The 22,478-nt window shown below is 72.0% G+C and carries 20 protein-coding genes; 7 read left to right on the forward strand and 13 right to left on the reverse strand.

Features of this window, described 5'->3' with window-relative positions; translation table 11 throughout:
- The first annotated feature begins 38 nt into the window (after positions 1–38).
- The gene (locus tag B1H29_RS09450; protein ID WP_055419816.1) at positions 39–500 is read left to right on the forward strand and encodes a DUF3093 domain-containing protein; all 462 of its coding nucleotides are present in this window, start codon (positions 39–41) and stop codon (positions 498–500) included.
- 13 nt (positions 501–513) lie between these two features.
- Here the strand turns inward: B1H29_RS09450 and B1H29_RS09455 are convergent, their stop codons facing one another.
- The 4 genes from B1H29_RS09455 to B1H29_RS09470 all read right to left on the reverse strand — a co-directional run bounded on the left by B1H29_RS09455 (position 514) and on the right by B1H29_RS09470 (position 4,085).
- Complete coding sequence (locus tag B1H29_RS09455) at positions 514–1,464, reverse strand: hypothetical protein (RefSeq protein ID WP_055419817.1); 951 nt, start codon at positions 1,462–1,464, stop codon at positions 514–516.
- Positions 1,465–1,477: 13 nt separating this feature from the next.
- On the reverse strand, positions 1,478–1,774 hold the full coding sequence (locus tag B1H29_RS09460; RefSeq protein ID WP_003993510.1) for a DUF4193 domain-containing protein: 297 nt from the start codon (positions 1,772–1,774) through the stop codon (positions 1,478–1,480).
- 406 nt (positions 1,775–2,180) lie between these two features.
- The gene (locus tag B1H29_RS09465; RefSeq protein ID WP_055419818.1) at positions 2,181–3,425 is read right to left on the reverse strand and encodes a sensor histidine kinase; all 1,245 of its coding nucleotides are present in this window, start codon (positions 3,423–3,425) and stop codon (positions 2,181–2,183) included.
- Between the two features lie 6 nt (positions 3,426–3,431).
- Positions 3,432–4,085 (reverse strand): response regulator transcription factor, encoded by a 654-nt coding sequence (locus B1H29_RS09470; protein WP_055419819.1) that lies wholly within the window; start codon positions 4,083–4,085, stop codon positions 3,432–3,434.
- 448 nt (positions 4,086–4,533) lie between these two features.
- On the opposite strand from B1H29_RS09470, the gene B1H29_RS38485 reads away from it, so the two are divergent.
- Positions 4,534–4,707, forward strand: a complete 174-nt coding sequence (locus B1H29_RS38485; RefSeq protein WP_167392522.1) for a hypothetical protein — start codon at positions 4,534–4,536, stop codon at positions 4,705–4,707.
- 68 nt (positions 4,708–4,775) lie between these two features.
- On the opposite strand, the gene B1H29_RS09480 is transcribed toward B1H29_RS38485, so the two are convergent.
- The 3 genes from B1H29_RS09480 to B1H29_RS09490 all read right to left on the reverse strand — a co-directional run bounded on the left by B1H29_RS09480 (position 4,776) and on the right by B1H29_RS09490 (position 9,070).
- Entirely contained in the window at positions 4,776–5,900 is a 1,125-nt protein-coding gene (locus B1H29_RS09480; RefSeq protein WP_234393050.1) for an IS30 family transposase, read from the reverse strand.
- Between the two features lie 1,215 nt (positions 5,901–7,115).
- Entirely contained in the window at positions 7,116–7,946 is an 831-nt protein-coding gene (locus B1H29_RS09485) for an inositol monophosphatase family protein (protein WP_055419820.1), read from the reverse strand.
- Positions 7,943–9,070 (reverse strand): ferrochelatase, encoded by a 1,128-nt coding sequence (locus B1H29_RS09490; protein WP_055419821.1) that lies wholly within the window; start codon positions 9,068–9,070, stop codon positions 7,943–7,945. The genes B1H29_RS09485 and B1H29_RS09490 overlap by 4 nt, the downstream gene beginning before the upstream one ends.
- A 162-nt stretch (positions 9,071–9,232) precedes the next feature.
- On the opposite strand from B1H29_RS09490, the gene B1H29_RS09495 reads away from it, so the two are divergent.
- Together B1H29_RS09495 and B1H29_RS09500 are read left to right on the forward strand one after the other, a co-directional pair.
- Complete coding sequence (locus B1H29_RS09495; protein WP_055419822.1) at positions 9,233–10,489, forward strand: MFS transporter; 1,257 nt, start codon at positions 9,233–9,235, stop codon at positions 10,487–10,489.
- Entirely contained in the window at positions 10,458–11,768 is a 1,311-nt protein-coding gene (locus tag B1H29_RS09500) for a D-arabinono-1,4-lactone oxidase (RefSeq protein WP_055419823.1), read from the forward strand. Before B1H29_RS09495 ends, B1H29_RS09500 begins: the two co-directional genes overlap by 32 nt.
- Here B1H29_RS09500 and B1H29_RS09505 read toward each other — a convergent pair.
- The gene (locus tag B1H29_RS09505; RefSeq protein ID WP_055419824.1) at positions 11,692–12,576 is read right to left on the reverse strand and encodes a hypothetical protein; all 885 of its coding nucleotides are present in this window, start codon (positions 12,574–12,576) and stop codon (positions 11,692–11,694) included. The two genes, B1H29_RS09500 and B1H29_RS09505, sit on opposite strands and share 77 nt — an antisense overlap.
- Positions 12,577–13,047: 471 nt before the next feature.
- Here B1H29_RS09505 and sepH point away from each other — a divergent pair, with 471 nt between their 5' ends.
- On the forward strand, positions 13,048–14,109 hold the full coding sequence (sepH, locus tag B1H29_RS09510) for a septation protein SepH (RefSeq protein WP_055419825.1): 1,062 nt from the start codon (positions 13,048–13,050) through the stop codon (positions 14,107–14,109).
- Between the two features lie 246 nt (positions 14,110–14,355).
- Here sepH and B1H29_RS09515 read toward each other — a convergent pair whose 3' ends face one another.
- Positions 14,356–15,207 (reverse strand): sulfurtransferase, encoded by an 852-nt coding sequence (locus B1H29_RS09515; protein ID WP_055419826.1) that lies wholly within the window; start codon positions 15,205–15,207, stop codon positions 14,356–14,358.
- Positions 15,208–15,444: 237 nt separating this feature from the next.
- Between B1H29_RS09515 and B1H29_RS09520 the strand changes: the two genes are divergently transcribed.
- Positions 15,445–16,284 carry a VOC family protein gene (locus B1H29_RS09520; protein WP_055419827.1) on the forward strand — a complete coding sequence of 280 codons (840 nt, stop codon included), beginning with the start codon at positions 15,445–15,447 and terminating at the stop codon, positions 16,282–16,284.
- On the opposite strand, the gene B1H29_RS09525 is transcribed toward B1H29_RS09520, so the two are convergent.
- The 4 genes from B1H29_RS09525 to B1H29_RS09540 form a co-directional block, all read right to left on the reverse strand.
- Positions 16,273–16,923: a thymidine kinase gene (locus B1H29_RS09525; RefSeq protein ID WP_055419828.1), complete on the reverse strand. Its 651-nt coding sequence runs from the start codon at positions 16,921–16,923 to the stop codon at positions 16,273–16,275. The genes B1H29_RS09520 and B1H29_RS09525 overlap by 12 nt on opposite strands.
- Before the next feature lie 60 nt (positions 16,924–16,983).
- The gene (locus B1H29_RS09530) at positions 16,984–18,177 is read right to left on the reverse strand and encodes an alkaline phosphatase family protein (protein WP_055419829.1); all 1,194 of its coding nucleotides are present in this window, start codon (positions 18,175–18,177) and stop codon (positions 16,984–16,986) included.
- The gene (locus B1H29_RS09535) at positions 18,177–18,773 is read right to left on the reverse strand and encodes a DUF5998 family protein (RefSeq protein WP_055419830.1); all 597 of its coding nucleotides are present in this window, start codon (positions 18,771–18,773) and stop codon (positions 18,177–18,179) included. Before B1H29_RS09535 ends, B1H29_RS09530 begins: the two co-directional genes overlap by 1 nt.
- A gap of 62 nt (positions 18,774–18,835) precedes the next feature.
- Entirely contained in the window at positions 18,836–21,928 is a 3,093-nt protein-coding gene (locus B1H29_RS09540; RefSeq protein ID WP_055419831.1) for a GNAT family N-acetyltransferase, read from the reverse strand.
- A 200-nt stretch (positions 21,929–22,128) separates the two neighbouring features.
- Here B1H29_RS09540 and B1H29_RS09550 point away from each other — a divergent pair, with 200 nt between their 5' ends.
- The gene (locus tag B1H29_RS09550; RefSeq protein WP_055419832.1) at positions 22,129–22,410 is read left to right on the forward strand and encodes an HPr family phosphocarrier protein; all 282 of its coding nucleotides are present in this window, start codon (positions 22,129–22,131) and stop codon (positions 22,408–22,410) included.
- Positions 22,411–22,478: the final 68 nt, after the last annotated feature.

Raw genomic sequence — 22,478 nt, forward strand, 5'->3', positions numbered from 1 at the left:
GCGTCGGCCGAACACCGATACCGTGCCAAGCTTGGTTCATGCCGCTCTCCACCGCCCCGTACGAAGAACGCCTCACCGCGCCCCGCTCCTGGTGGCTGGTCTCCTTCCTGGTGGGGCTCTCGTTCGCCCTGATCCTGCTGCCCTTCGGCACGCTGCCGATGCTGGGCGGCCTGGCCGGCGGGACGGCGGTGGCGGCGGTGGCGGCCAGTTCGTACGGCGCGGTCCGCATCCGCGTGGTGGGCGACTCGCTGATCGCGGGCGAGGCGAAGGTGCCGGTCTCGGCCCTGGGCGAGGCGGAGATCCTCGACCCGGAGGAGGCCCGCGCCTGGCGCACCCACAAGGCGGACACCCGCGCCTTCCTGCTGCTGCGCGCCTACATCCCGAGGGCCGTGCGTGTGGTGGTCACGGATCCTGAGGACCCGACTCCGTACCTGTACCTGTCGACCCGCGAGCCGGAGCGGCTGGTGGAGGCCCTGACGGCGGCGAAGGCCGCGGCGTAGCGCACGCGCGGGGTCAGCGTTCGCCGTCCCCGCCTGGGCGGCGGCCGAGCCCTTTCGGACCGAATCCCTTCGTGAGAGCGCCCATGTCCAGCGCGTCGCGCGGTCCCTCCAGCGCCGGGAGTTCGCCGAGGGCGCTCCACGGCACCTGCTTCCTGCGCAGGTCCGCGCGGATTCTGGCGGCCAGCTTTCTGGTGTCGCGGCGGTTCATGACGGCGCCGACGGCCGCGCCCACCATGAAGGGCATCAGGTTCGGCAGGTCACGCACCATCCGCTTCATGATCTGCTGACGCAGTTGGCGCTTCATGTGACCGTTCATGGCCGAACCGAGAGTCGACGGCTTGGACACGTCGACGCCGCGCTCGTCCGACCAGGAGTTCAGGTACGCGGTGCTGCGCTGCGCGAGGTTGCCGGGCGGTCGTACGCCGTAGACCTCGTGGAGTTCGGCGATCATCTTCAGTTCGATCGCCGCGACGCCGGTGATCTCGGCGGCCAGTTCCGCGGGCATCGCCGGCGGTACGGGCATCATCGCGGCCGCGCCGATGCCCGCGCCGACGGTCGCGGTGCCCTTGGCGGCGCCCGCCACCAGCCGGTCGGCGAGCTCCTCGGGTCCGAGCCCCGGGAACTGCCCGCGGAGCGTCGCCAGGTCCCGTACGGGCACACGCGGGGCCAGATCGATGATCCGGTCGGCGAGGTGCGCCAGGGCGGCCCTGGCGCGCTGGCCGCCGGTGCGGACGCCCTGGCGCGCCTTGTGCCGGTACGCCGCTGCCCGGCGCCGGGCAGCGGGCGCCGGCGTCTGAGCGGTCGCCGGGAGGTCACCCCGGTCGACCACTGATTCGAGCGAGGCCGTCCCCGTATCGGTCGGGCCCCGCTCGTCGTCACGCGCGCTGTAGGGACCGTCGGACGGTCCTTGGTCCGCTTCCCGCCGGGAGAAGCGGCGCTTCCAGGGAGGGGTCGAGCCAGTCACGGCCGACCCCGCCTCAGTCGCAGTCGCGGCAGATCGGCTGGCCGTTCTTCTCCCGGGCCAGTTGGCTGCGGTGGTGCACCAGGAAGCAGCTCATGCAGGTGAACTCGTCCTGCTGCTTCGGAAGTACACGGACGGCCAGTTCCTCGTTCGAGAGGTCGGCGCCGGGAAGTTCGAGGCCTTCCGCGGCCTCGAACTCGTCGACGTCGACGGCCGAGGCGGACTTGTCGTTCCGCCTGGCCTTCAGCTCTTCGAGGCTGTCCGAGTCGACGTCGTCGTCGGTCTTGCGTGGAGTGTCGTAATCGGTTGCCATGGTCGCTCTCCCCCTCTGGGTGTCTGCGGGTGTCTCCAGCGCACGTAACGCGTGAGAGGCCGGACTTGTGCCCGACCTGAGGCGGAGATTTTGCCTCACATCAAGGTCTGTTACTCAATCGACACCCAACCGGACCCCTCATGAGTGATCGGCTTGGATGGCGATGGGGACCGTACACGGTCCTAATACCGCACTTCAAAGGCGTCCCACCGTGTACTTCCCGTGATCAGGACCCCTGAAAACCGGGATTTTCCCGGCTTTCCGACAGGGTGCATGATCACCGAGAGTGAATGGCGGGAAAGTCTCCGCTGTGATCGATCACACAGGCGACTCCAGGTCCGATGGCCTGCGAATTCCGCCCAAAGCGAACATCCTTGGGTCTCGGTGAGATGTCGGGGTCATGATCTCAGACGGGGAGCGTCACACGCATCACGAGCCCTCCGCCCTCGCACGGCTGTGCGTAGATGTGCCCGCCGTGCGCCCGGGCCACGGACCGCGCGATCGACAGGCCGAGGCCCACGCCCTTGTCGCTGCCCGTGCGCTCGGTCCGCAGCCGCCGGAACGGCTCGAAGAGGTTGTCGATCTCGTACGCCGGCACCACCGGGCCCGTGTTGGTGACCACCAGGACCGCATGGCCGTTCTCGACCGCGGTGGTGACCTCCACCCAGCCCTGTCCGGCCACGTTGTAGCGCACGGCGTTCTGCACCAGGTTCAGGGCGATGCGCTCCAGCAGGACGCCGTTGCCCTGGACCACGGCGGGCTCCCGCGTACCCCGGATCTCCACGTCATTGGTGTCCGCCTCCGCACGCACCTGGTCGATGGCCTGGCCGGCCACCTCGGCGAGGTCGACCGGCTTGCGCTCGACGATCTGGTTGTCGCTGCGGGCGAGCAGCAGCAGGCCCTCGACGAGCTGCTCGCTGCGTTCGTTGGTGGCCAGCAGCGTCTTGCCGAGCTGCTGGAGCTCCACCGGGGCGTTCGGATCGGAGAGGTGCACTTCCAGGAGGGTGCGGTTGATCGCCAGCGGTGTGCGCAGCTCGTGGGAGGCGTTGCCGACGAAGCGCTGCTGGGCGGTGAAGGCGCGCTGCAGCCGCTCCAGCATGTCGTCGAAGGTGTCCGCCAGTTCCTTCAGTTCGTCGTCCGGGCCGTCCAGCTCGATCCGCCGGGAGAGGTCCGAACCCGCCACCGCGCGCGCGGTGCGGGTGATCCGGCCCAGTGGCGACAGGACGCGCCCGGCCATGGCGTAGCCGAAGGCGAACGCGATCACGGCGAGGCCCAGCAGGGCCAGTAGCGAGCGGCTGAGCAGTCGGTCCAGGGCGACCTGGCGCTGGTGGTCGATGCAGTCGCTGATCGCGGCGTTGAACTGCGACAGCGACAGGTTGCCGTTGGTGACTCCGGGACAGTCGTTGCTCGCGACCTGGAGGTCCTGGAAATCGACGATCTTGTAGAGCGGCTGGTTGCCGGTGCGTACCGCCTGGGCGGCGAGCAGGTAGATGATCGACAGCAGCAGTATCCCGGCGATCAGGAACATGCCGCCGTACAGCAGCGTGAGCCTTATCCGGATGGTGGGCCGCAGCCACGGCAGCGGGGTGGCCGACCGCGGGTCCCAGGTGGGCTTCGGAGGCGCCCCGGGGGGCGCGGGTGTCGTCGCCACGGTCGATCAGATCCGGTAGCCGGAGCCGGGGACGGTGACGATGACGGGCGGCTCGCCCAGCTTGCGGCGCAGGGTCATCACCGTCACGCGCACGACGTTGGTGAACGGGTCGGTGTTCTCGTCCCAGGCCTTCTCCAGCAACTGCTCCGCGGAGACGACCGCGCCCTCGCTGCGCATGAGCACCTCCAGCACGGCGAACTCCTTGGGGGCGAGCTGCACCTCCTGGCCGTCCCGGAAGACCTCACGCCGGTTCGGGTCGAGCTTGATGCCGGCACGCTCCAGGACGGGCGGCAGGGGCATGCTGGTGCGCCGGCCCAGGGCGCGCACGCGCGCGATGAGCTCGCTGAACGCGAAGGGCTTGGGCAGATAGTCGTCGGCGCCGATCTCGAGGCCCTCGACCCGGTCGCTGACGTCACCGGAGGCCGTGAGCATCAGCACGCGCGTGGGCATGCCCAACTCGACGATCTTGCGGCAGACGTCGTCGCCGTGCACGAGCGGGAGGTCGCGGTCGAGGACGACCACGTCGTAGTCGTTGACGCCGATGCGCTCCAGGGCGGCCGCACCGTCGTACACGACGTCGACGGCCATGGCCTCCCGGCGCAGTCCGGTGGCCACCGCATCGGCGAGCAGTTGCTCGTCCTCGACGACGAGTACGCGCACGTCGCTTGTCCTTCCTGTGTCCACCCGCGTAGCGCTTCTCGGACGCACGAGGGCAGGGGGTTGGTGGGTGTTGCCTCCATCCTGCCCTTTTCGGCCATAAGTCGGCTGTAAGGCGGGTGGGGAACCGGTGCCGGTCCCGAAGCGGCCCGCGCCGGCCGGCCGGGCCGGGAAAGGCGGCGGACGCGGGAATGCGGGATTTTCTCGCGCGGTTGAGGTTTCCGCGGAAGGGAGTGGGGGGAGGACGGCTTTACACCCCGCGATCACGCTCTGCCTGTACCGCGTTACCGCGCGGTACGCCGCGGTCCGCTTCCGCAGAGCGGGCGTGGGTGTCCGGCATCGTCGCCGCCCGGCAGGGCAGCGCTGGGCACTCCACCGGAGACGTGATCGTCCCTTCCGAACGGCACACCCCCGTGCCACCGACCCACGACCCAGGACGAGGGGGCGCAGCATGGACGCTTTCACCGCAGGACTTCTGCAGCGCATAAAGACGACCGAGTCCGACCTGTCCCGGGCCCGCGACGAGGGGGACGAGTTCCTCGTCGAGGTGGAGCTGGGAGAGCTCGACGACCTGCGCCGTCTCGCTGCCGAGCACGGTGTGGAGGTCGGCGCGACCGGCGTCTGATCTGCCCGTGAGCGACGAGGCCCCGGCGGGATCGGCGGATTCTCGGGGTCCTCGCAACACCTGATGGCTTACGCGGCTGTCAGTAGATCACGCAGGCACTCGGCTGGGGTTCTCCAGCCGAGCGTTTTGCGTGGCCGGCCGTTGAGTTGTTGGGCAACGTGTTCGAGGTCTTCGGCGCTGTGCGCGGACAGGTCGGTGCCCTTGGGGAAGTACTGCCGCAGCAGGCCGTTCGTGTTCTCATTCGACCCGCGTTGCCAGGGGGAGTGCGGATCGCAGAAGTAGACCGGCACTCCCGTGGCGACGGTGAGCTGCTTGTGGGAGGCCATCTCGCAGCCCTGATCCCAGGTCAGCGAGCCGCGCAGGTGCTCGGGCAGGGTCTGGATCAGCGGCACCAGCACGTCGCGGACTTCCTCGGCGGTGTGTCCGCCGGGCAGGTGTCCGAGCATGACGTAGCGGGTGGAGCGCTCGACCAGGGTGACGATCGCGCTGTCGCTGCGGGGACCGACGATCAGATCGCCTTCCCAGTGGCCGGGAACCGCCCGGTCTTCCACCTCGGCAGGCCGCTCGGAGATCATCACCATCTCGTCGACGAAGCGGCGAGTGCGCTGCTCCGGGCTGCGGTGAGGCTTGCGGCGGGTGCGACCGCTGCGCAGTGCGACCGCGATCTCACGGCGCAGGCCGCCTCGGGCCTGGACGTAGATGGCCTGGTAGATCGTCTCCGGACTCACCCGCATGCTCTCGTCGTCGGGGAACTCGATGACCACAGCGTGACTGATCTGCTCTGGAGACCAGCGTTCGCGCAGCTTGTCCTCAACGTATCGACGCAGCGGCCCGTCTGCGGCGAGCTTCGAGGTCTTGGGCCGTGACCGGCTCTCGGCCCAGGTCCGCTGGGCCCGGTGCGGCCGGTAGACGCCGTCGACTGCCCGGGCGTCGATCTCCCGTTTGACCGTGGACGCCGGCCGTCCCAGAGCCCGCCCGATCGCCCCCAGCGAGTGGCCGGCCCGGTGCATGTCGGCGATCGTCTCCCGCTCGGCCACGTTCAGGAACCTGGGGTGCAGCGGCGCGTCGACCGCCGCGAGAGGCGGCTGGATGATGGTCACACCGGTCTTATAGACGATCAGGCGGCCGTCAGGGCGCAGTCGCGAATGGCCGATCTGCCGGATGCCCTGGTCCCAGTCGTGGGCCGTGCGCACGTGGACACCGACCTGCGCGGCGGCATCCCGGCGTCGGACTCCGGCCGCACGCAGCCGCTCGTACTCCGCCCGACCGGGATGCCCAGACGTGCCGGACTTACCGCGACCGCGGACACCAGCCTGGCGGGCCCATCCGAACGCCGTATTGCGGTTCACTCCGACCGCGCGAGCAGCAGCGGTGACGCTGCCGCCCTCCCGATCCAGCGCCTCGAAGAACTTCGCCTTCAGCACCTCAAAATCCACGATCCCCGCAGCTCCCTGAACTCCAGGGTGTTGCGGGGATCAGTAGAACCCGGCATCCGGTCGATCCGGCGCCGGGGCCTCGTCGTGCGTGCTGCCGTCCGGCGGTGAGCGGGCGGGGGCCGGGACGCCCGGCGCGAGCGGGGGTACGAGGGTGGACGGCCCGCCGGAGGGACCGCACGCCGGAGGGACCGCACGCCGGTGCCGCCCCGGCCGGGCGGCACCAGGCCGTCGGAGCGGGCCTGCCGCGGGCAGCCGTGCCACCGGGCGATGAGACCCGCTCGAGCGAAGCCGAGCGCTTAGGAAGGCAGTCGCTTGGGAGGCGGGCTCAGCGGCACCCGCCGACACCGTGCCGCGCAACCCGCCCCAGGGACGCGCCGCCGCCACACGCCACCGCCCGCACAGGGACGTTCCACCACCCACACCCGCGAGTCCGTGCCATCGCCCGAGGAGGCCGTCGTCGAGCCGCAGGAGAACCACGTCAGGCGGCAAACCGCGCGAAGGCCCCGCCGGACCGGGCTCCGGACATCAGCACCGGAACACACGAAGGCCGCGGCCCGACCGGCCACCACCGAGGTCACCAACACCGAGCGGCCCCAGGGGTCCCGCTGGACGGCGCACCGGACAGCACCGGGCTGCCGCACACCGCGGCCCGACGGGCGCCACGACGAACACCCGCTCCGAACCGCGCGGGGTACAACGCCCAGCGGGTCGGCCTCGGGCCGCGTCAGTCGGAGATCCTGCCCCGACGACGGCAACCGCCCACGGCGGAGCGCCGCCGGGGAGCGTCAGCCGCTGCCCCTCCCTGTGCCGGTCGGCCGTACGGGCAGTCGGCGCTGGATCCTGTCCTGCGCGGATCACGCCGCAGACACCGGGATGAGGGAGGCGGCGCTTCCTGCCGCGCTGGTCGGGCGCACCGCTCGACCCGATCCGATCCCGACCCGATCCGCCCCACCCCGTCCGCGCCGGCCGGGCCTACGCGCCGAAGTCCACCAGGAGCCGCTGGAGGGGCCCGAACACGTCCGGGGTGGCCGCGATCGTCAGATCGCCGGACGGACGCTCACCGGGGCGTCCACCGGTCACCGCGCCCGCTTCCCGGGCGATCAGGTCGCCCGCCGCGAGATCCCAGGGGTGCAGCCCGCGCTCGTAGTAGCCGTCGAGTCGTCCAGCGGCCACGTCGCACAGGTCGATCGCGGCCGAGCCGCCGCGCCGGATGTCGCGCACCAGCGGAATGAGCCGCCGCGCGATGTCGGCCTGTTCGGCGCGGACGTCGGCGACGTAGTTGAAACCGGTGGAGACCAGCGCCTGGTCGAGCGGTGCCGCGGGGCGGCAGGCGAGCCTGCGTTCGCCCTCCCAGGCTCCCGTCATCCAGGCTCCACCGCCCAGTACCGCGTGGTACGCCTCACCCCTCATCGGGGCCACGACCACCCCGGCCACCCGCTCGCCATCCTGCTCGGCGGCGACCGAGACCGCCCAGGTGGGCAGTCCGTACAGGTAGTTGACCGTGCCGTCGAGCGGGTCGATGACCCAGCGGACACCGCTCGTGCCCTCGGTGGCGGAGCCCTCCTCGCCGAGGACGCCGTCGTCGGGGCGGCGGTCGGCGATCAAGCCGGTGATCAGCTTCTCCGCCGCGATGTCCATCTCGGTGACCACGTCGATCGGACTGGACTTGGTTGCGGCGACCGCGAGGTCGGCCGGGCGGCCGTCGCGCAGCAGCTCGCCCGCGCGGTGCGCGGCCTCCTGGGCGATCTTCAGCAGCTCGGCATGGAGGGGGTCGGGCGTCACGTCGGTCACGGGGCTCCTCATGCGTAAGGGCTGTCGGCGCCCGCGGCGGCGGGGCGTGGGGCACGGGCGGGGCAGCAGCCGACCGGGCACAGGTTGTGGCTCGCGCCGAGCGCGCCGAGCGCGCACGGGGCGACCTCCTGCCCGCGCTCGTCGGCGGCCCGCTCCAGAACGAGGTCCCGGACCGCGGCGGCGAACCGCGGGTCGGCGCCGACGGTGGCGGAGCGGCGCACCGGCAGACCCAGCTCCTCCGCCTTGGCCGTGGCCTCCGTGTCGAGGTCGTACAGGACCTCCATGTGGTCGGAGACGAAACCGATGGGGGCCATGACCACAGCGGGGGCGCCGGCCGCGTGGCGCTCCTCCAGGTGGTCGCAGATGTCGGGCTCCAGCCACGGGATGTGCGGGGCGCCCGACCGCGACTGGTAGACGAGCTGCCAGGGGTGGTCGACGCCGGTGCGCTCGCGGACTGCGTCGGCGATCACCTGCGCCACGTCCAGGTGCTGGCGTACGTACGCTCCGCCGTCACCGTGCTCCTCGAGCGGCCCGGAGGTGTCCGCGGCGGAGGTGGGGATCGAGTGGGTCGAGAAGGCGATGTGCGCGCCGTCCCGGACCTCCTCGGGCAGCTCGGCCAGGGACCGGACGACTCCGTCGGCCATGGGCTCGACGAAGCCCGGGTGGTTGAAGTAGTGCCGGATCTTGTCGATCTCCGGCAACTCCAGTCCCTCCGCCTCCAGGGCGGCGAGCGCGTCCGCGAGGTTCTCGCGGTACTGCCGGCAGCCCGAGTACGAGGCGTAGGCGCTGGTGGCGAGCACGAGGATGCGGCGGCGGCCGTCGCGGACCATTTCCCGAAGGGTGTCCGTCAGGTACGGCGCCCAGTTGCGGTTGCCCCAGTAGACCGGCAGGTCCAGGCCGTGCTCGGCGAAGTCCTTGCGGAGGGCGTCCAGCAGGGCGCGGTTCTGGTCGTTGATGGGGCTGACCCCGCCGAAGAGGAAGTAGTGCTGACCGACTTCCTTGAGGCGTTCCTTGGGGATGCCGCGTCCGCGCGTCACGTTCTCCAGGAACGGGACCACGTCGTCCGGGCCCTCCGGGCCGCCGAACGAGAGCAGGAGCAGGGCGTCGTAGGGGCTGGCATCGAGCACGTCTGGCATGTCTCGATCCTGCCACCCGGCACTGACAGCGGGGAAACGGTGGGGTACCGAGGGTGCGTTCGGCCAGGTCCGCGGGGGTGTTTCCGCGCGACCCGACGAGTAAGCTGTATCGACTGCGTTCGCACCTTACTGAGCTGTACCGAGTCGTTCCCGGAGACCTCGTTGCCCAGCCCCTACCGCGCCCTGTTCGCCGCCCCCGGCACCAAGGCCTTCTCGACCGCGGGCTTCCTCGGCCGCATGCCACTGTCGATGATGGGCATCGGCGTGGTGACGATGATCTCGCAGCTCACCGGGCGGTACGGACTGGCCGGGGCCCTGTCGGCCACCATCGCGCTCGCCGCCGCCGTGGCCGGGCCGCAGGTCTCCCGCCTGGTGGACCGGTACGGCCAGCGACGGGTGCTGCGCCCGGCGACCCTCGTGTCGCTCACCGCGGCGGCCGTGCTGCTGCCGGCCGCGCACTACGGGTGGCCGGACTGGGTGCTGTTCGTCGCGTGCGTCGGCATCGGCTGCGTGCCGAGCCTCGGCGCGATGGTCCGGGCCCGCTGGGCGGCCCTGTACCGGGGCACCCCCCAGTTGCACACCGCGTACTCCTTCGAGTCCGTGGTGGACGAGATCTGCTTCATCTTCGGACCGATCATCTCCATCGGCCTGTCCACGGCCTGGTTCCCGGAGGCCGGACCGCTGCTCGCCGCCTGCTTCCTGGCCACGGGTGTCTTCTGGCTGACCGCGCAGCGTGCCACCGAGCCGGAACCGCATCCGCGCGAGCACAGGGGCGGCGGCACCGCACTGCGCTCCCGGGGGCTTCAGGTCCTGGTCACCACGTTCGTGGCGACGGGCACGATCTTCGGGGCCATCGACGTGGTCACCGTGGCCTTCGCCGAGGAGGAGGGGCACAAGGCCGCGGCCAGCCTGGTGCTCGCCTTGTACGCGGCGGGTTCGTGCACGGCGGCCATGGTCTTCGGGCTGCTGCGCTTCGCCGGACCGCCGGAACGGCGCTGGTTGCTGGGCGTCTGTGCGATGGCCGTGAGTATGATCCCCCTCCTACTGGTCGGAAACCTGCTGTTTCTGGCCGCGGCGCTGTTCGTTGCGGGTCTGTCCATCGCTCCCACGATGATCACGACGATGTCCCTCATCGAAGAGCACGTACCACGCACGCAGCTCACCGAGGGCATGACCTGGGTGAGCACCGGCCTCGCGGTCGGGGTCGCGCTCGGCTCCTCCGCGGGCGGCTGGGTGATCGACGCCTCCGGGGCGCGTGCGGGATACGGGGTTCCGGCGGTGGCCGGGGCCGTCGCGGTCGCGGTCGGTTTCCTCGGGTACCGCCGGCTCAAGCGGCCGGATCCGCGTCGGGGAGGGACCGTTGAGCAGTACACGCACGGCGAGCGGGATGACGAGCGGGAAGAACGGCACATGGCGTAACTGGGGCGGCAACGTCTCCGCGCGCCCCGCGCGGGAGGTCACTCCCGCCTCCGTGGACGAACTGGCCGAGGCCGTTCGCCGGGCGGCCGGGGACGGACTGCCGGTCAAGGCCGTCGGCACCGGACACTCCTTCACGTCCATAGCCGCGACGGACGGTGTGTTGATACGCCCTCAACTGCTGACCGGCATCCGCGATATTGATCGGGACGCCATGACGGTCACGGTCGAGGCCGGCACACCGCTCAAGAGGCTCAACCTGGCCCTCGCGCGGGAGGGCCTGTCGCTGACGAACATGGGCGACATCATGGAGCAGACCGTCTCCGGGGCCACCAGTACCGGCACCCACGGCACGGGACGCGACTCGGCCTCGATCGCCGCCCAGATCCGGGGCCTGGAGCTGGTTACGGCGGACGGCTCGGTGCTGACCTGTTCCGAGCGGGAGAACCCCGAGGTGTTCGCCGCCGCCCGGATCGGCCTGGGCGCGCTGGGCGTCGTCACCGCGATCACCTTCGCCGTGGAGCCGATCTTCCTGCTCACGGCCCGCGAGGAGCCGATGCCGTTCGACCGGGTCCTCGCCGACTTCGACGAACTGTGGACCGAGAACGAGCACTTCGAGTTCTACTGGTTCCCGCACACCGGGAGCACCAACACCAAGCGCAACAACCGCAGTGCCGGCCCCGATCAGCCGGTGGGGCGGCTCCAGGGCTGGTTCGAGGACGAGTTCCTGTCCAACGGCGTCTTCCAGGCGGCCAACTGGGTCGGCCGCGCGGTGCCCGCCACCATTCCCTCGATCGCCCGGATCTCCAGCAGGGCGCTGTCCGCGCGGACGTACACGGACACCCCCTACAAGGTCTTCACTTCTCCGCGCCGGGTGCGTTTCGTTGAGATGGAGTACGCCGTTTCGCACGAGGCCGTCGTCGAGATCCTGCGTGAGCTGAGGGCGATGGTGGACCGGTCCCGGCTCCGGATCAGCTTCCCGGTCGAGGTCCGTACGGCTCCGGCCGACGACATCACGCTGTCCACGGCATCGGGCCGCGACAGCGCGTACATCGCCGTCCACATGTTCCGGGGCACGCCCTACCAGGCGTACTTCACCGCCGCCGAACGCATCTTCACGGCGCACGAGGGGCGGCCGCACTGGGGCAAGATCCACACCAGGGACGCCGAGTACCTCTCCCGGGTGTATCCGCGCTTCGGCGAGTTCACGGCGCTGCGGAACCGTCTAGATCCTGACCGGCTGTTCCGGAACGACTACCTGCGCCGGGTACTGGGACCGTAGCCGAGGCGTCGGGGGCCGGGCTCGTGGCGTCGCCGGAGCCGTCGGTCCCGGTGGCCTCCGGGGTGGGCGTCGCGCTGGGCTCCGTACCGCCGTCCTCGGTGGAGGTGCCGCCCGACGACGCGCCGTCGCCGGCTTCGCCCGGGGGTCCGGACGGGGTGGCCGCCGGGGTGTCGTCGCCGGAGCCGGAGCCCGTCGAGCCGCCGGTCCCGTCGGAGTCCTGGTTGCCCCGGTCGTCCTGATCGCCCTGCGAGCCCTCCTCGGACCCACCGGAACCGCCCGACTCGGACCCACCGGAACCGCCCGACTCCCCCGGGTCCGACGCGGACTTGTCGTGGCCGGTGAGGGCGCTGCCGACGGTGGTGCTGCGGCCGCCGCTCAGGCTCTCGCCGGAGACGAGTTCGTACGTGGTGATCCCGGCCATGGTGACGCCGAAGACGAGGGCCGCCGCGATCACCGGGCGCTTCCAGCCCTTGGTCCGCGCACGGTAGACGGTGCCCTCGGTGAACCCGCCCGGAACCGGTGCGGCCCGCCCGCCCGCCCGCACGGCGCCGACGGAGCGCTTGACCCTGATCTGCTCGCCGGTGCGCTTGAAGAAGTGCTGGAGGACCGACCCTCCGCACGTGGCCACCACACTGATCAGGCCGGCCCCGAGGATCGTGCCGTACACGCCGAAGGAGGAGGCGAGTTTCGCGGCCACCACCGCCGCGAGGGCACTGCCGGCGACCTGGGGCATGCTCAGGTCGATTCGCTTGGCCTTCACCTCCGTACGCGCATCCATCTCGCCTGCGTCATCGGGCTTTTCGTGCATCACCGGACCTTGCCTGTCTTTCCCATACATGATCGATCAACTGCACGAGAAAGGGACGTGCGGACGAAACCATTAGTTCCGTTTCTGGCGATTCCGTGAAGTACGCCACGTCCAAGATCGCGAAAATCCGGCCGGGGCGGCCAAGTGCCGCCTCTCGTCAGAAGTTGGGCGGCGCGCCAATCCACGCACGTGGCCCGAATGGAGTACTGTTGCGAGCCCTGGGTCCGGTCTCCCGACAGGGGGTTCAGGATCTTGAAGGACCGCCGGGAGGGGGCTAGTTGCACAGGGTGACGCAGTTGGTCACTTAGCGTTGCGAATAGGTAACCGTGCCATAACGGCGATCCAGGGCCCGTGCCCGACACGCCGGGCAACTCGGCAAGGTTGTGGCAGGCTGCACCCGGGCAGGCCACACTCGACAGAGCGGGAGCAGCGACGCACGTGACGTCGGCAGGCACCACCCGGGAGGTCCCCATGCCCGAACTGCGTGTCGTGGCCGTCTCGAATGACGGCACACGACTGGTGCTGAAGGCTGCGGACAGCACGGAGTACACGCTTCCGATCGACGAGCGGCTCCGGGCCGCCGTACGCGGCGACCGTCCCCGCCTCGGCCAGATCGAGATCGAGGTGGAGAGTCATCTCCGCCCCCGCGACATCCAGGCCCGTATACGAGCCGGCGCGACCGCGGAAGAGGTCGCCCAGATGGCCGGCATCCCCGTCGACCGCGTACGGCGTTTCGAGGGACCCGTGCTGGCCGAGCGCGCGTTCATGGCGGAGCGGGCCCGCAAGACCCCCGTCCGTCGTCCCGGCGAGAACTCCGGGCCGCCCCTCGGCGAGGCCGTCCAGGAACGGCTGCTGCTGCGCGGCGCCGACAAGGACACCGTCCAGTGGGACTCCTGGCGCCGCGACGACGGCACCTGGGAAGTCCTGCTGGTCTACCTGGTCGCGGGTGAGCCGCACTCGGCGAGCTGGACCTACGACCCGCCCCGGCGACTCGTCCAGGCCGTCGACGCCGAGGCACGCACGCTGATCGGCGAGTCCGACGACGACCTCGCCGCGCCCGAGCCGAGCTTCCCGTTCGTCCCGCGCATCGCCCGGCTGCCACGCGACCGGCCGCTGGACCGCACTCTCGACCGGGAACAGCGGGAGCGGCCGAGCCTGCCTCCGCCGCCGTCCGAGCCGGCCGAGGAGACCGCGGCCACCGCGTCGGCCGAACGCGAACGCGACTCCCTCACCAGCCTGCTGGAGGCGGTACCGAGCTTCCGTGGCGACCTGGTGGTGCCCGAGCGCGCTCCGGAACCGGCGGAGGAACCGGTCGAGGAGCCCGAGGTGGAGGAGCCCCCGGCACCTGCGGCGTCGGCGGGGTCGGCCTATGCGGACGTGCTCATGCCGCGCTCCGTGGCCAGCCACCGCGACCGCCTCACCGGCTCCACCGACCGTCAGGCCGAGGCCGACGGCGTCCGCCCGGGCCGCCGGGCGGCGGTGCCGAGCTGGGACGAGATCGTGTTCGGGACGCGGCGGAAGAAGCAGGAGTAGAGCGGCCTTCGACGAGCGTGACCGGGGGCACGCCCACGCGGGTGCGCCCCCGGTCACGCTCGTCCGACCTGCCGGGCGGCGGGGCCCGCCGCCGCGGCTTCGTCGCCCGGGACCCGCACCGCCACGCCCTCATCGGCTCCGCTCAAAATCGGCTCCGCTCGGAGCCGATCCCACCATGCCGTCGTCAACGCTGCTCGGGGACGTCCCCACCTGCTCGGAAGCCCGCGCGCCGCTCCCTCCCCCGGTCTACTGCGGGTCCGGCCCCACCGCGACCGGCCGGCCCGGGTCCGACGACCACTCCGACCACGAGCCCACGTACAGCGCCGCCGGGATGCCCGCCACCGCCAGCGCCAGCACCTCGTGGGCGCCCGACACGCCCGAGCCGCAGTACACGCCCACCTCATCGTCCTCCGTGGCGCCCAACGCCTTGAAGCGCGCCCGCAGTTCATCCGCCGGCCGGAACCGGCCGTCCGCCGCCACGTTGTCCGTCGTCGGCGCGGACACGGCCCCCGGGATGTGACCACCGACCCGATCGATCGGCTCGACCTCGCCCCGGTAACGCTCCCCCGCGCGGGCGTCGAGCAGCAGCCCGGAGCGGGCCAGGGCGGCGGCCCCGTCGGCGTCCAGCAGACCCGCCGCGCCCGGCTCCGGAGTGAAGTCGCCCTCCGCGGGCGCGGGGACGTCCGTCGACAGCGCCGCCTCCCAGGCCGGCAACCCGCCGTCCAGGACCCGCACGTTCGGGTGACCCGTCCAGCGCAGCAGCCACCAGGCGCGGGCCGCCGCCCACCCCTGCCCCCCGTCGTACACGACGACCGGCCGGCCGGACGACACGCCCGCCCGGCGCATAGCCGCGCCGAACTCCGCCACGTCGGGCAGCGGATGGCGACCGCGCCCGCCGGGTGCGGAGGCGAGTTCCCTGTCCAGGTCCACGAAGACGGCACCGGGAAGATGCCCTGCCGCGTACGCGGCCCCGCCGTCGAAGGGCGCGGCGCCGGCCGCCTTGGCCGTGCTCAGTTGCCAGCGGACGTCGAGCAGGACGGGCGGGTTCCCGTCCGCCAGTTCGTTCTCGAGTTCGGATGCGGAGATGATGGCGTTCATGGCCCCATCCTGGCCTACCGAGTGGCCGCCGCGTCGATGTCGGGCTACTCTGCCCGCCGGACAGTACCGATCACGAGGCGTACGGGTTCGGGCACAAGCTGTGCCACCCGGGCAGCCGGGCTGCCCCACGGGCGCGCCCGAAGCGCGCGGCACCAGGCCCGGTGCCGGCATCGGCGCGAAGGTCCGTCAGAGCGGAAGCGGACGCACGGCCCGCGAAGGGCCGAGAAGAGAGTGACGATGACCGACGCACGGGGGTCGGCCGGCCGGAACGGCGAGACGAACGCCCGGCGCACGCCCGGCACACCCTGCTGGGTGAGTCTGATGGTGCACGGGCCGGCCGCGACCCAGGAGTTCTACGGCACACTGTTCGGCTGGGAGTTCCAGCCCGGCCCGCAGCAGTTGGGCCCCTATGTGCGGGCCCTGCTCGACGGGCGCGAGGTGGCGGGTATCGGCCAACTGCCCCCGGACCGGCAGTTGCCGATCGCGTGGACGCCCTACTTCGCCTCCGACGACGTCAACCGGACGGCCGAAACGGTACGCCTGTGCGGTGGCACGCTCGGCGTGGGCCCGCTGGACGCGGGCGCGGCCGGTCGCCTGGCCCTCTGCTCCGACCCGTCGGGCGCCGTCTTCGGCATCTGGCAGGCTGCGGCGCACCTCGGCACGGCCGTCACCGACGTACCCGGCACACCGGCGTGGAACGAGCTGGTGACCGCCGAGTCGGCGAGTGTCGCGAAGTTCTACGAGACGGTGTTCGGCTTCGAACTGGTGCCGGAGGTCTCCGCGGACCTCGACTACGTGACCCTTCGCCTCGAAGGCCGCCCCGTCGCCGGTATCCACGGTGTCGGAAACGCCCTGCCCCGCGACCGGGGGCCGCACTGGATGACGTACTTCGAGGTGGCCGACGCGGAGGAGTCCCTGGAGCACCTCGCCGATCTCGGCGGGCATGTACTCAAGCCCGTCCAGGACACGCCTCACGGCCGGGTGGCGTTGGTGGCGGATCCGGAGGGGGCGCGGTTGTCACTGCTGGAGGGCCGTCGGGGCACGGGCGCGGGGTCCCTGGGGCGCTCAGGCGGGTGATACCGGCAGCACGTCCGGCGACAGCGCCGCGGCGTGGGCCGTCGCGGCGGTCGTACGGCGCCGGTGGTGCCGTCGGCACAGCACTTCGTAGCCGACCTCGTCGGGGGACTGGGCCACGTCGCCGACGACCACCTGGGCCCCCTCGACGACCATGACGCCGCCCACGGTGCGGGCGTTGTGCGTGGCGCGGGCACCGCACCAGCACAGGGCCTCGACCTGGAGCACCTCGACGCGGTCGGCGAGTTCGACCAGGCGCTGGGAGCCGGGGAAGAGCTTGGAGCGGAAATCGGTGGTGATGCCGAAGGCGTACACGTCGATGCCGAGATCGTCGACCACGCGCGCGAGCTGGTCGATCTGGTCCGGCGCGAGGAACTGCGCCTCGTCCGCGATCACGTAATCCGCGCGACCGCCCTGCGAGAGGTGGTCGACGAGGTAGGCGTACAGGTCCTGTCCGTCCTCGACCTCCACCGCGTCGGTGACCAGGCCGAGGCGGGAGGAGAGCTTGCCCTCGCCCGCGCGGTCGTCCCGGGTGAAGATCATGCCGACCAGGCCGCGTGCCGAGCGGTTGTGCTCGATCTGGAGAGCCAGTGTCGACTTCCCGCAGTCCATCGTTCCGGAGAAGAAGACCAGCTCGGACATGAGGGGTCGAGCACCTTTCGACAGCGGCGGCGGGGGCGGGGCAGGGCGTGGAGGAGGGCTTCAGGAGCGTACTTCGAGCAGGGGGACGAGTTGCTCGGCAGGGGTCATCGACCCGTGGTTGCCGACCATCGCCGACTCCTTCGGCTCCCGCTCGGAGGCGATGAGCAGGACGTCGTCCCGGGCGGCGGCGACCACGTCGCCGATGCGGTCGTACACCCGGTCGTCGATGCGGGGGCCGAACCAGCCCGCCGCGATCGCCTCGTCCCGCGACGCCACCCAGAACTGCTCGCCGAGCACCTCGCGCCAGCAGGTCAGCACGTCGTTCGCCGCACCGGGGACGGCGTACACGTGCCGGGCGCGGCCCTCGCCGCCGAGGAGGGCGACGCCCGCCTTCAGCTCCCAGTCGTCGTCGAAGTCGATGCGGTGGTCCTCGTCGAAGGGCACGTCGATCATGCCGTGGTCGGCGGTGACGTACAGGGCGCTGCGTGGCGGTAGCTGCTCGGCGAGGCGCTGGACCAGCCGGTCGACGTGCCCGAGCTGGCCGCGCCAGGTGTCGGAGTCGACGCCGAAGCGGTGGCCCGCGCCGTCGACCTCGGCGTAGTACGTGTAGACCAGGGCACGGTCGGCGCCGGCCAGTTGCTCGGCGGCGCAGTCCATGCGGTCCTCGCCGGACAGCCGCCCGTGGAACGTGCCGCCGCTGAGCGCGACCTTGGTCAGCGGGGTGTTGGCGAAGGTCGGGGAGGAGACCTGGGCGGCGCGCACACCCGCCTCGTGGGCGGTGTGGAAGACCGTGGGATACGGCTGCCAGGGGCCCGGCGCGGTCCACGGCTGCCAGCGGAGCTGGTTCATCAGCTCGCCGGTGGCCGGATCACGCACCGTGTAGCCGGGCAGGCCGTGGGCGCCCGGCGGCAGGCCGGTGCCGACGGAGGCGAGGGAGGTCGCGGTGGTCGCCGGGTAACCGGCGGTGATCGGGCGCCCGGTGCCGCCGCGTGAGCTGCTCAGGAGCGAACTCATGAAGGGGGCGTCCTCCGGGTGCGCCCGCAACTGCTCCCAGCCGAGGCCGTCGATCAGGAACACGCAGTTCCGGTCGGCGGGGGCCAGTTCCGTGATGCCGGCGGTCATGCCGGGGACGCCGAGGCCGGCGGCGAGGGTGGGCAGCAGGTCGGCGAGCGAGCCGCTGCCGTACTCGGGTACGGGGGCGGAATCGACGGGGAGGGGCTCCGGGGCGGTGTCCCAGGCGGCGGGCTGCACCATCAGCGGGCGGAGTCCGCGGTCGCCTCGGACAGGGCCTGGGCGAAGGTGAGCGCCTGGCGCACCGTCTCCGGGCCGTCTCCGGCCTCGCTGACCCGCAGGCTCAGGTCGTCGGCCGTCGAGCTGCCCGTGTAGCCGTGGTCCGCCTCGCAGTTGGGGTCGCCGCAGGCGGCGGGCTCCAGGTCGATGCGGGAGACGGCGCCCCAGCCGATGGTCAGCACGATCTCGCGGGGCAGCGTGCCCGGCTTGTACTGCTCCGGGTTGGCGACCACGCGGCTGACGACGATGGACGAGATCCGGCCGAGCTTGACGGACTCCGTGGAGGTCGTGGCGTACGGCGACGGGGAGGTGTCGTCGGCGGCCTGCTCGTCGGTGTGGCTGACGATGAACCGGTTGCCGGTGAGCACGAGGACGGTCACGTGCCGGCGCACCTCGTTCTGGTCGAACGTCGTCTCCTGGTGGACCAGGTACGACCTGACGGGCTCGCCGCCCACGGCGGCCTCCACCGCCTCGCCCACGAGGGCCGGGTAGTAGCCGCTGCGCTCGATCGCCGCTCGCAGCCCCTGGGTCGTCGTACTGGTCTTGGCCATGCCGTCCATCCTACGGTGGCCCACTGACTGCGCGGCACGCTCGTGCGGTACCCGTCCCGGGCCGTGGGCCGTCAGTACGCCGGCAGGGTCCGCGGGCCGAGGTCGTCCCTGGCGGGAGGGGGCGCGAGGCGGACGGTGGCACCGAGGACGCTCAGGCCGCGCGGGGCGACGACGACCGGTTCCAGGGTGACCGCGACGACCTCCGGGTGGTCGTCTACCAGCCGGGAGACCCGCAGCAGCAGCTCCTCCAGGGCGGAGCTGTCGACCGGGGCCGAGCCGCGCCACCCGAAGAGCAGGGGCGCCGTGCGGATCGAACGGATGAGCGAGGTGGCTTCCCGGTCGGTGACCGGGATCAGCCGGTGCGCCATGTCGCCGAGCAACTGGGTGGCGGCCCCGGCGAGCCCGAAGGAGAGCACGGCACCGGCCGCCGGGTCGATGACCGCGCGTACGACCGTGTCGACGCCGCGCGGTGCCATGCCCTGCACCACCGGGCGCAGCTCCGCGGGCTTGCCGAACAGCTCGGTCAACTCCGCGTACGCCCGTCGCAGTTGTTCCTCGTCCGCGAGGTCCAGCCGCACACCGCCCAGGTCGGCGCGGTGGCGCAGGTGCGGGGCGGTGGCCTTGAGGGCGACGGGGTAGCCGATGGTCCGCGCGGCGGCGACGGCGTCGTCGGGGGTGGGGGCGGGCAGGGCGCGGTGGACGTGGATGCCGTACCTGCCGAGCAGGTCGCAGGTCTCCCGCGTGCCGAGTGTGAGCCCCTGCCCGCGCGCGAGGTGCCCGGCTATCAGCTCGGCGGTGCCCTTCTCCTCGATGTCCTCGTACTCCGGCACCTTGCCGGGGTCGGCGGCGTCGCGGCGCCACTGGGCGTAGGCGACGGCCTGGGCGAGGGCGCGGACGGCTCGTTCGGCGGCGGGGTAGGCGGGGATGGGGCGGGCTCCGTCGGGGGCTCGGGCGGGCTCGGACGCGGGAGTGGCCGGTCGGGCGGAACCCGCCGCGGAGGACGGGGTCGCTCGGGTCTCGGCGGGCGAGGCCGCCTGCCGCTCGGCAGCCGGGGTCGCCTGCGACCCGACGGCCGGGATCGCCCCGTTCTCAGCGGACGCGGCCGCCCGCGACTCGGGCGCCCGCGACTCGGGTGCCCTCGGCTCGGGTGCCGCGGCCGCCCGGGGCCGCGCGGGCGGGGCGGCCCGGGGGCCGGCGGGCGAGGTCGTCCGCACCTCGCCGGGCAGGGCCGCCTGCGGCGCCGTGCTCGCCGCCGCGGACAGGGCTTCCGCCAGACCTCCCAGTTCCACGTGGACCACCAGGACCGGCTTGGCGGGCACCGCGGCCGCCGCCGATCGCAGGGCCTCGGCCAGCGCCGCGTCACCCGCCGACCCCTCCCCCACCGCCGGGATGGCGGTCACCACCACCGCGTCGCAGGTGTCGTCGCCCAGGGCACGGGAGAGAGCCGCGTGGAAGTCGTCCGCCGAGGCCGCCGTCGTCAGGTCCAGGGGCGGGTGCGGCCGCAGCCCCTTGGAGAGGCAGGCGTCGTATGTCAGCAGTCCCAGTGATTCGGAGTTGCCCAGGATCGCCACCCGCGGCCCGGCGGGCAGGGGCTGGCGGGCGAGGAGCAGCCCCGCGTCGACCAGGTCGGTGATCGTGTCGACGCGGATCACGCCGGCCTGCCTCAGCAGCGCGGAGACCGTCGCGTGGGGCAGCCGCGTCGCCCGTACCGCGTGCCCCTGTGGCGCCACGCCGCCGTGCCGGGCGCCCTGCACCACTACCAGCGGCTTGACCGCCGCCGTGCGCCGGGCCAGGCGGGTGAACTTGCGCGGGTTGCCGATGGACTCCAGGTACATCAGCGCGACGTCGGTCTCCGGGTCGTCGTACCAGTACTGGAGGACGTCGTTGCCGGAGACGTCGGCCCGGTTGCCGGACGAGACGAAGGTCGACACCCCGGTGACGCCGGTGACCCCGCCGCCGCGCCGGTGCAGCCGGGACAGCAGGGCGATGCCGATGGCGCCGGACTGGGCGAACAGGCCGATCCGGCCGGGGCGCGGCGTCTCGGGGGCGAGGGAGGCGTTGAGCCGCACATCCGGGGAGGTGTTGATGATCCCGAAGGCGTTGGGTCCGATGATCCGCATGCCGTACGTGCGCGCCTGGCGCACGAGGGCGCGCTGGCGTTCACGTCCCTCGGGGCCGCTGTCGGCGTACCCGGCGGAGATCACGACGAGGCCCTGCACGCCGTGCTCACCGCACTCGGTGACGACCCCGGGCACGTGCTCGGCGGGCACGGTGACGACGGCGAGGTCGACGGGGCCGTCGATGTCGCGCACCGAGCGGCGGGCGGGCACCTGGTCGAGTTCCCTCAGGTCCTCGGGGAAGGCCTTGTTCACGGCGTACAGCCGGCCGGTGTAGCCCGCGTCCCGGATGTTGCCGAGGATGCTGCGGCCGACGCCTCCCGGTGTGCGGCCGGTGCCGATGACCGCCACCGAGCCCGGCTGCAACAGCCGCTGAACGGAACGCGCCTCCGCGCGGTGCTCGCGCGCGTACTGCACGGCGAGCGAGCGGTCGGTGGGTTCGAGGTCGAATTCCAGCCGGACCACGCCGTCCTCGAAGCTGCGCTTCTGGGTGTACCCGGCGTCCATGAACACTTTGATCATCTTGGTGTTGGCGGGCAGTACCTCGGCGGCGAAGCGGCGGATGTCGCGCTCGCGGGCGACGGCGGCGATGTGTTCCAGCAGCGCGGAGGCGACGCCGCGTCCCTGGTGGGCGTCCTGGACGAGGAAGGCGACCTCGGCCTCGTCGGAGACGGGAGGGGCGGGCGCGACGGGCCCTCCGGAAGGAGTGGTGGCGGGCGGCGGATGGGACGAGGCGGGTGTTCCGCCGGCGCCGATCCGGTCGTAGCGTACGGTGGCGATGAACTCGCCGCCGATGGTGGCCGCGAGTCCCACCCGGTCCACAAAGTCGTGGTGCGTGAAGCGGTGGACGTCCTTGGCGGACAGGCGAGGGTACGGCGCGAAGAAGCGGTAGTACTTCGACTCGTCGGAGACCTGCTCGTAGAAGCTGACCAGGCGCTCGGCGTCATCAACGGTGATGGGGCGGACGCGCGCGGTGCCGCCGTCGCGCAGCACCACGTCGGCCTCCCAGTGGGCGGGGTACTCGTGCCGGTCCGACGAGGTCTGCATGGGCCCCAGAGTACGGCTCGCGTACGACAACGGCGCGAGGCAGTCTGTGGAGGACGGAAGGTCGGGCCGAGGCCGCGGTCCGACGACCACACGGGACGGCGCACGGTGCCGTACACCCACGCTTCACGATATGGGAAACTGGTCTAGACAAGACTGGTCTAGACAACATGAAACCTTGAACACCTGAAGGGCAGCATCACATGGCTGAGCGCCGCGTCAACGTCGGCTGGGCCGAGGGTCTCCACGCCCGCCCCGCCTCCATCTTCGTCCGAGCCGCCACGGCCACAGGCGTCCCGGTGACGATCGCCAAGGCCGACGGTTCCCCCGTCAACGCGGCCTCCATGCTGGCCGTCCTCGGCCTCGGCGCCCAGGGCGGCGAGGAGATCGTCCTCGCCGCCGACGCCGAGGGCGCGGACGCCGCCCTGGACCGGCTCGCGAAGCTGGTCTCCGAGGGGCTCGAGGAACTCCCCGAAACCGTCTGACAACGGCAGCACGAAAGGCCCGCCCGGAAAACTGGGCGGGCCTTTCGCTTTCCACTTTCCAATCGCTC

The sequence above is a fragment of the Streptomyces pactum genome (genome assembly GCF_002005225.1).
Taxonomy (GTDB): Bacteria; Actinomycetota; Actinomycetes; order Streptomycetales; family Streptomycetaceae; genus Streptomyces; species Streptomyces pactum_A.

What these genes read in the sequence shown, in the direction of transcription:
- B1H29_RS09550 (WP_055419832.1), top strand. Translation starts at nt 22,129, where the DNA reads ATGGCTGAGCGCCGCGTCAACGTCGGCTGGGCCGAGGGTCTCCACGCC.
- B1H29_RS09515 (WP_055419826.1), bottom strand. Translation starts at nt 15,207, where the DNA reads ATGAACGCCATCATCTCCGCATCCGAACTCGAGAACGAACTGGCGGAC.
- B1H29_RS09460 (WP_003993510.1), bottom strand. Translation starts at nt 1,774, where the DNA reads ATGGCAACCGATTACGACACTCCACGCAAGACCGACGACGACGTCGAC.
- B1H29_RS09490 (WP_055419821.1), bottom strand. Translation starts at nt 9,070, where the DNA reads ATGCCAGACGTGCTCGATGCCAGCCCCTACGACGCCCTGCTCCTGCTC.
- B1H29_RS09500 (WP_055419823.1), top strand. Translation starts at nt 10,458, where the DNA reads ATGACGAGCGGGAAGAACGGCACATGGCGTAACTGGGGCGGCAACGTC.
- sepH (WP_055419825.1), top strand. Translation starts at nt 13,048, where the DNA reads ATGCCCGAACTGCGTGTCGTGGCCGTCTCGAATGACGGCACACGACTG.
- B1H29_RS09520 (WP_055419827.1), top strand. Translation starts at nt 15,445, where the DNA reads ATGACCGACGCACGGGGGTCGGCCGGCCGGAACGGCGAGACGAACGCC.
- B1H29_RS38485 (WP_167392522.1), top strand. Translation starts at nt 4,534, where the DNA reads ATGGACGCTTTCACCGCAGGACTTCTGCAGCGCATAAAGACGACCGAG.
- B1H29_RS09525 (WP_055419828.1), bottom strand. Translation starts at nt 16,923, where the DNA reads ATGTCCGAGCTGGTCTTCTTCTCCGGAACGATGGACTGCGGGAAGTCG.
- B1H29_RS09450 (WP_055419816.1), top strand. Translation starts at nt 39, where the DNA reads ATGCCGCTCTCCACCGCCCCGTACGAAGAACGCCTCACCGCGCCCCGC.
- B1H29_RS09540 (WP_055419831.1), bottom strand. Translation starts at nt 21,928, where the DNA reads ATGCAGACCTCGTCGGACCGGCACGAGTACCCCGCCCACTGGGAGGCC.
- B1H29_RS09505 (WP_055419824.1), bottom strand. Translation starts at nt 12,576, where the DNA reads ATGCACGAAAAGCCCGATGACGCAGGCGAGATGGATGCGCGTACGGAG.
- B1H29_RS09535 (WP_055419830.1), bottom strand. Translation starts at nt 18,773, where the DNA reads ATGGACGGCATGGCCAAGACCAGTACGACGACCCAGGGGCTGCGAGCG.
- B1H29_RS09485 (WP_055419820.1), bottom strand. Translation starts at nt 7,946, where the DNA reads ATGAGGAGCCCCGTGACCGACGTGACGCCCGACCCCCTCCATGCCGAG.
- B1H29_RS09530 (WP_055419829.1), bottom strand. Translation starts at nt 18,177, where the DNA reads ATGGTGCAGCCCGCCGCCTGGGACACCGCCCCGGAGCCCCTCCCCGTC.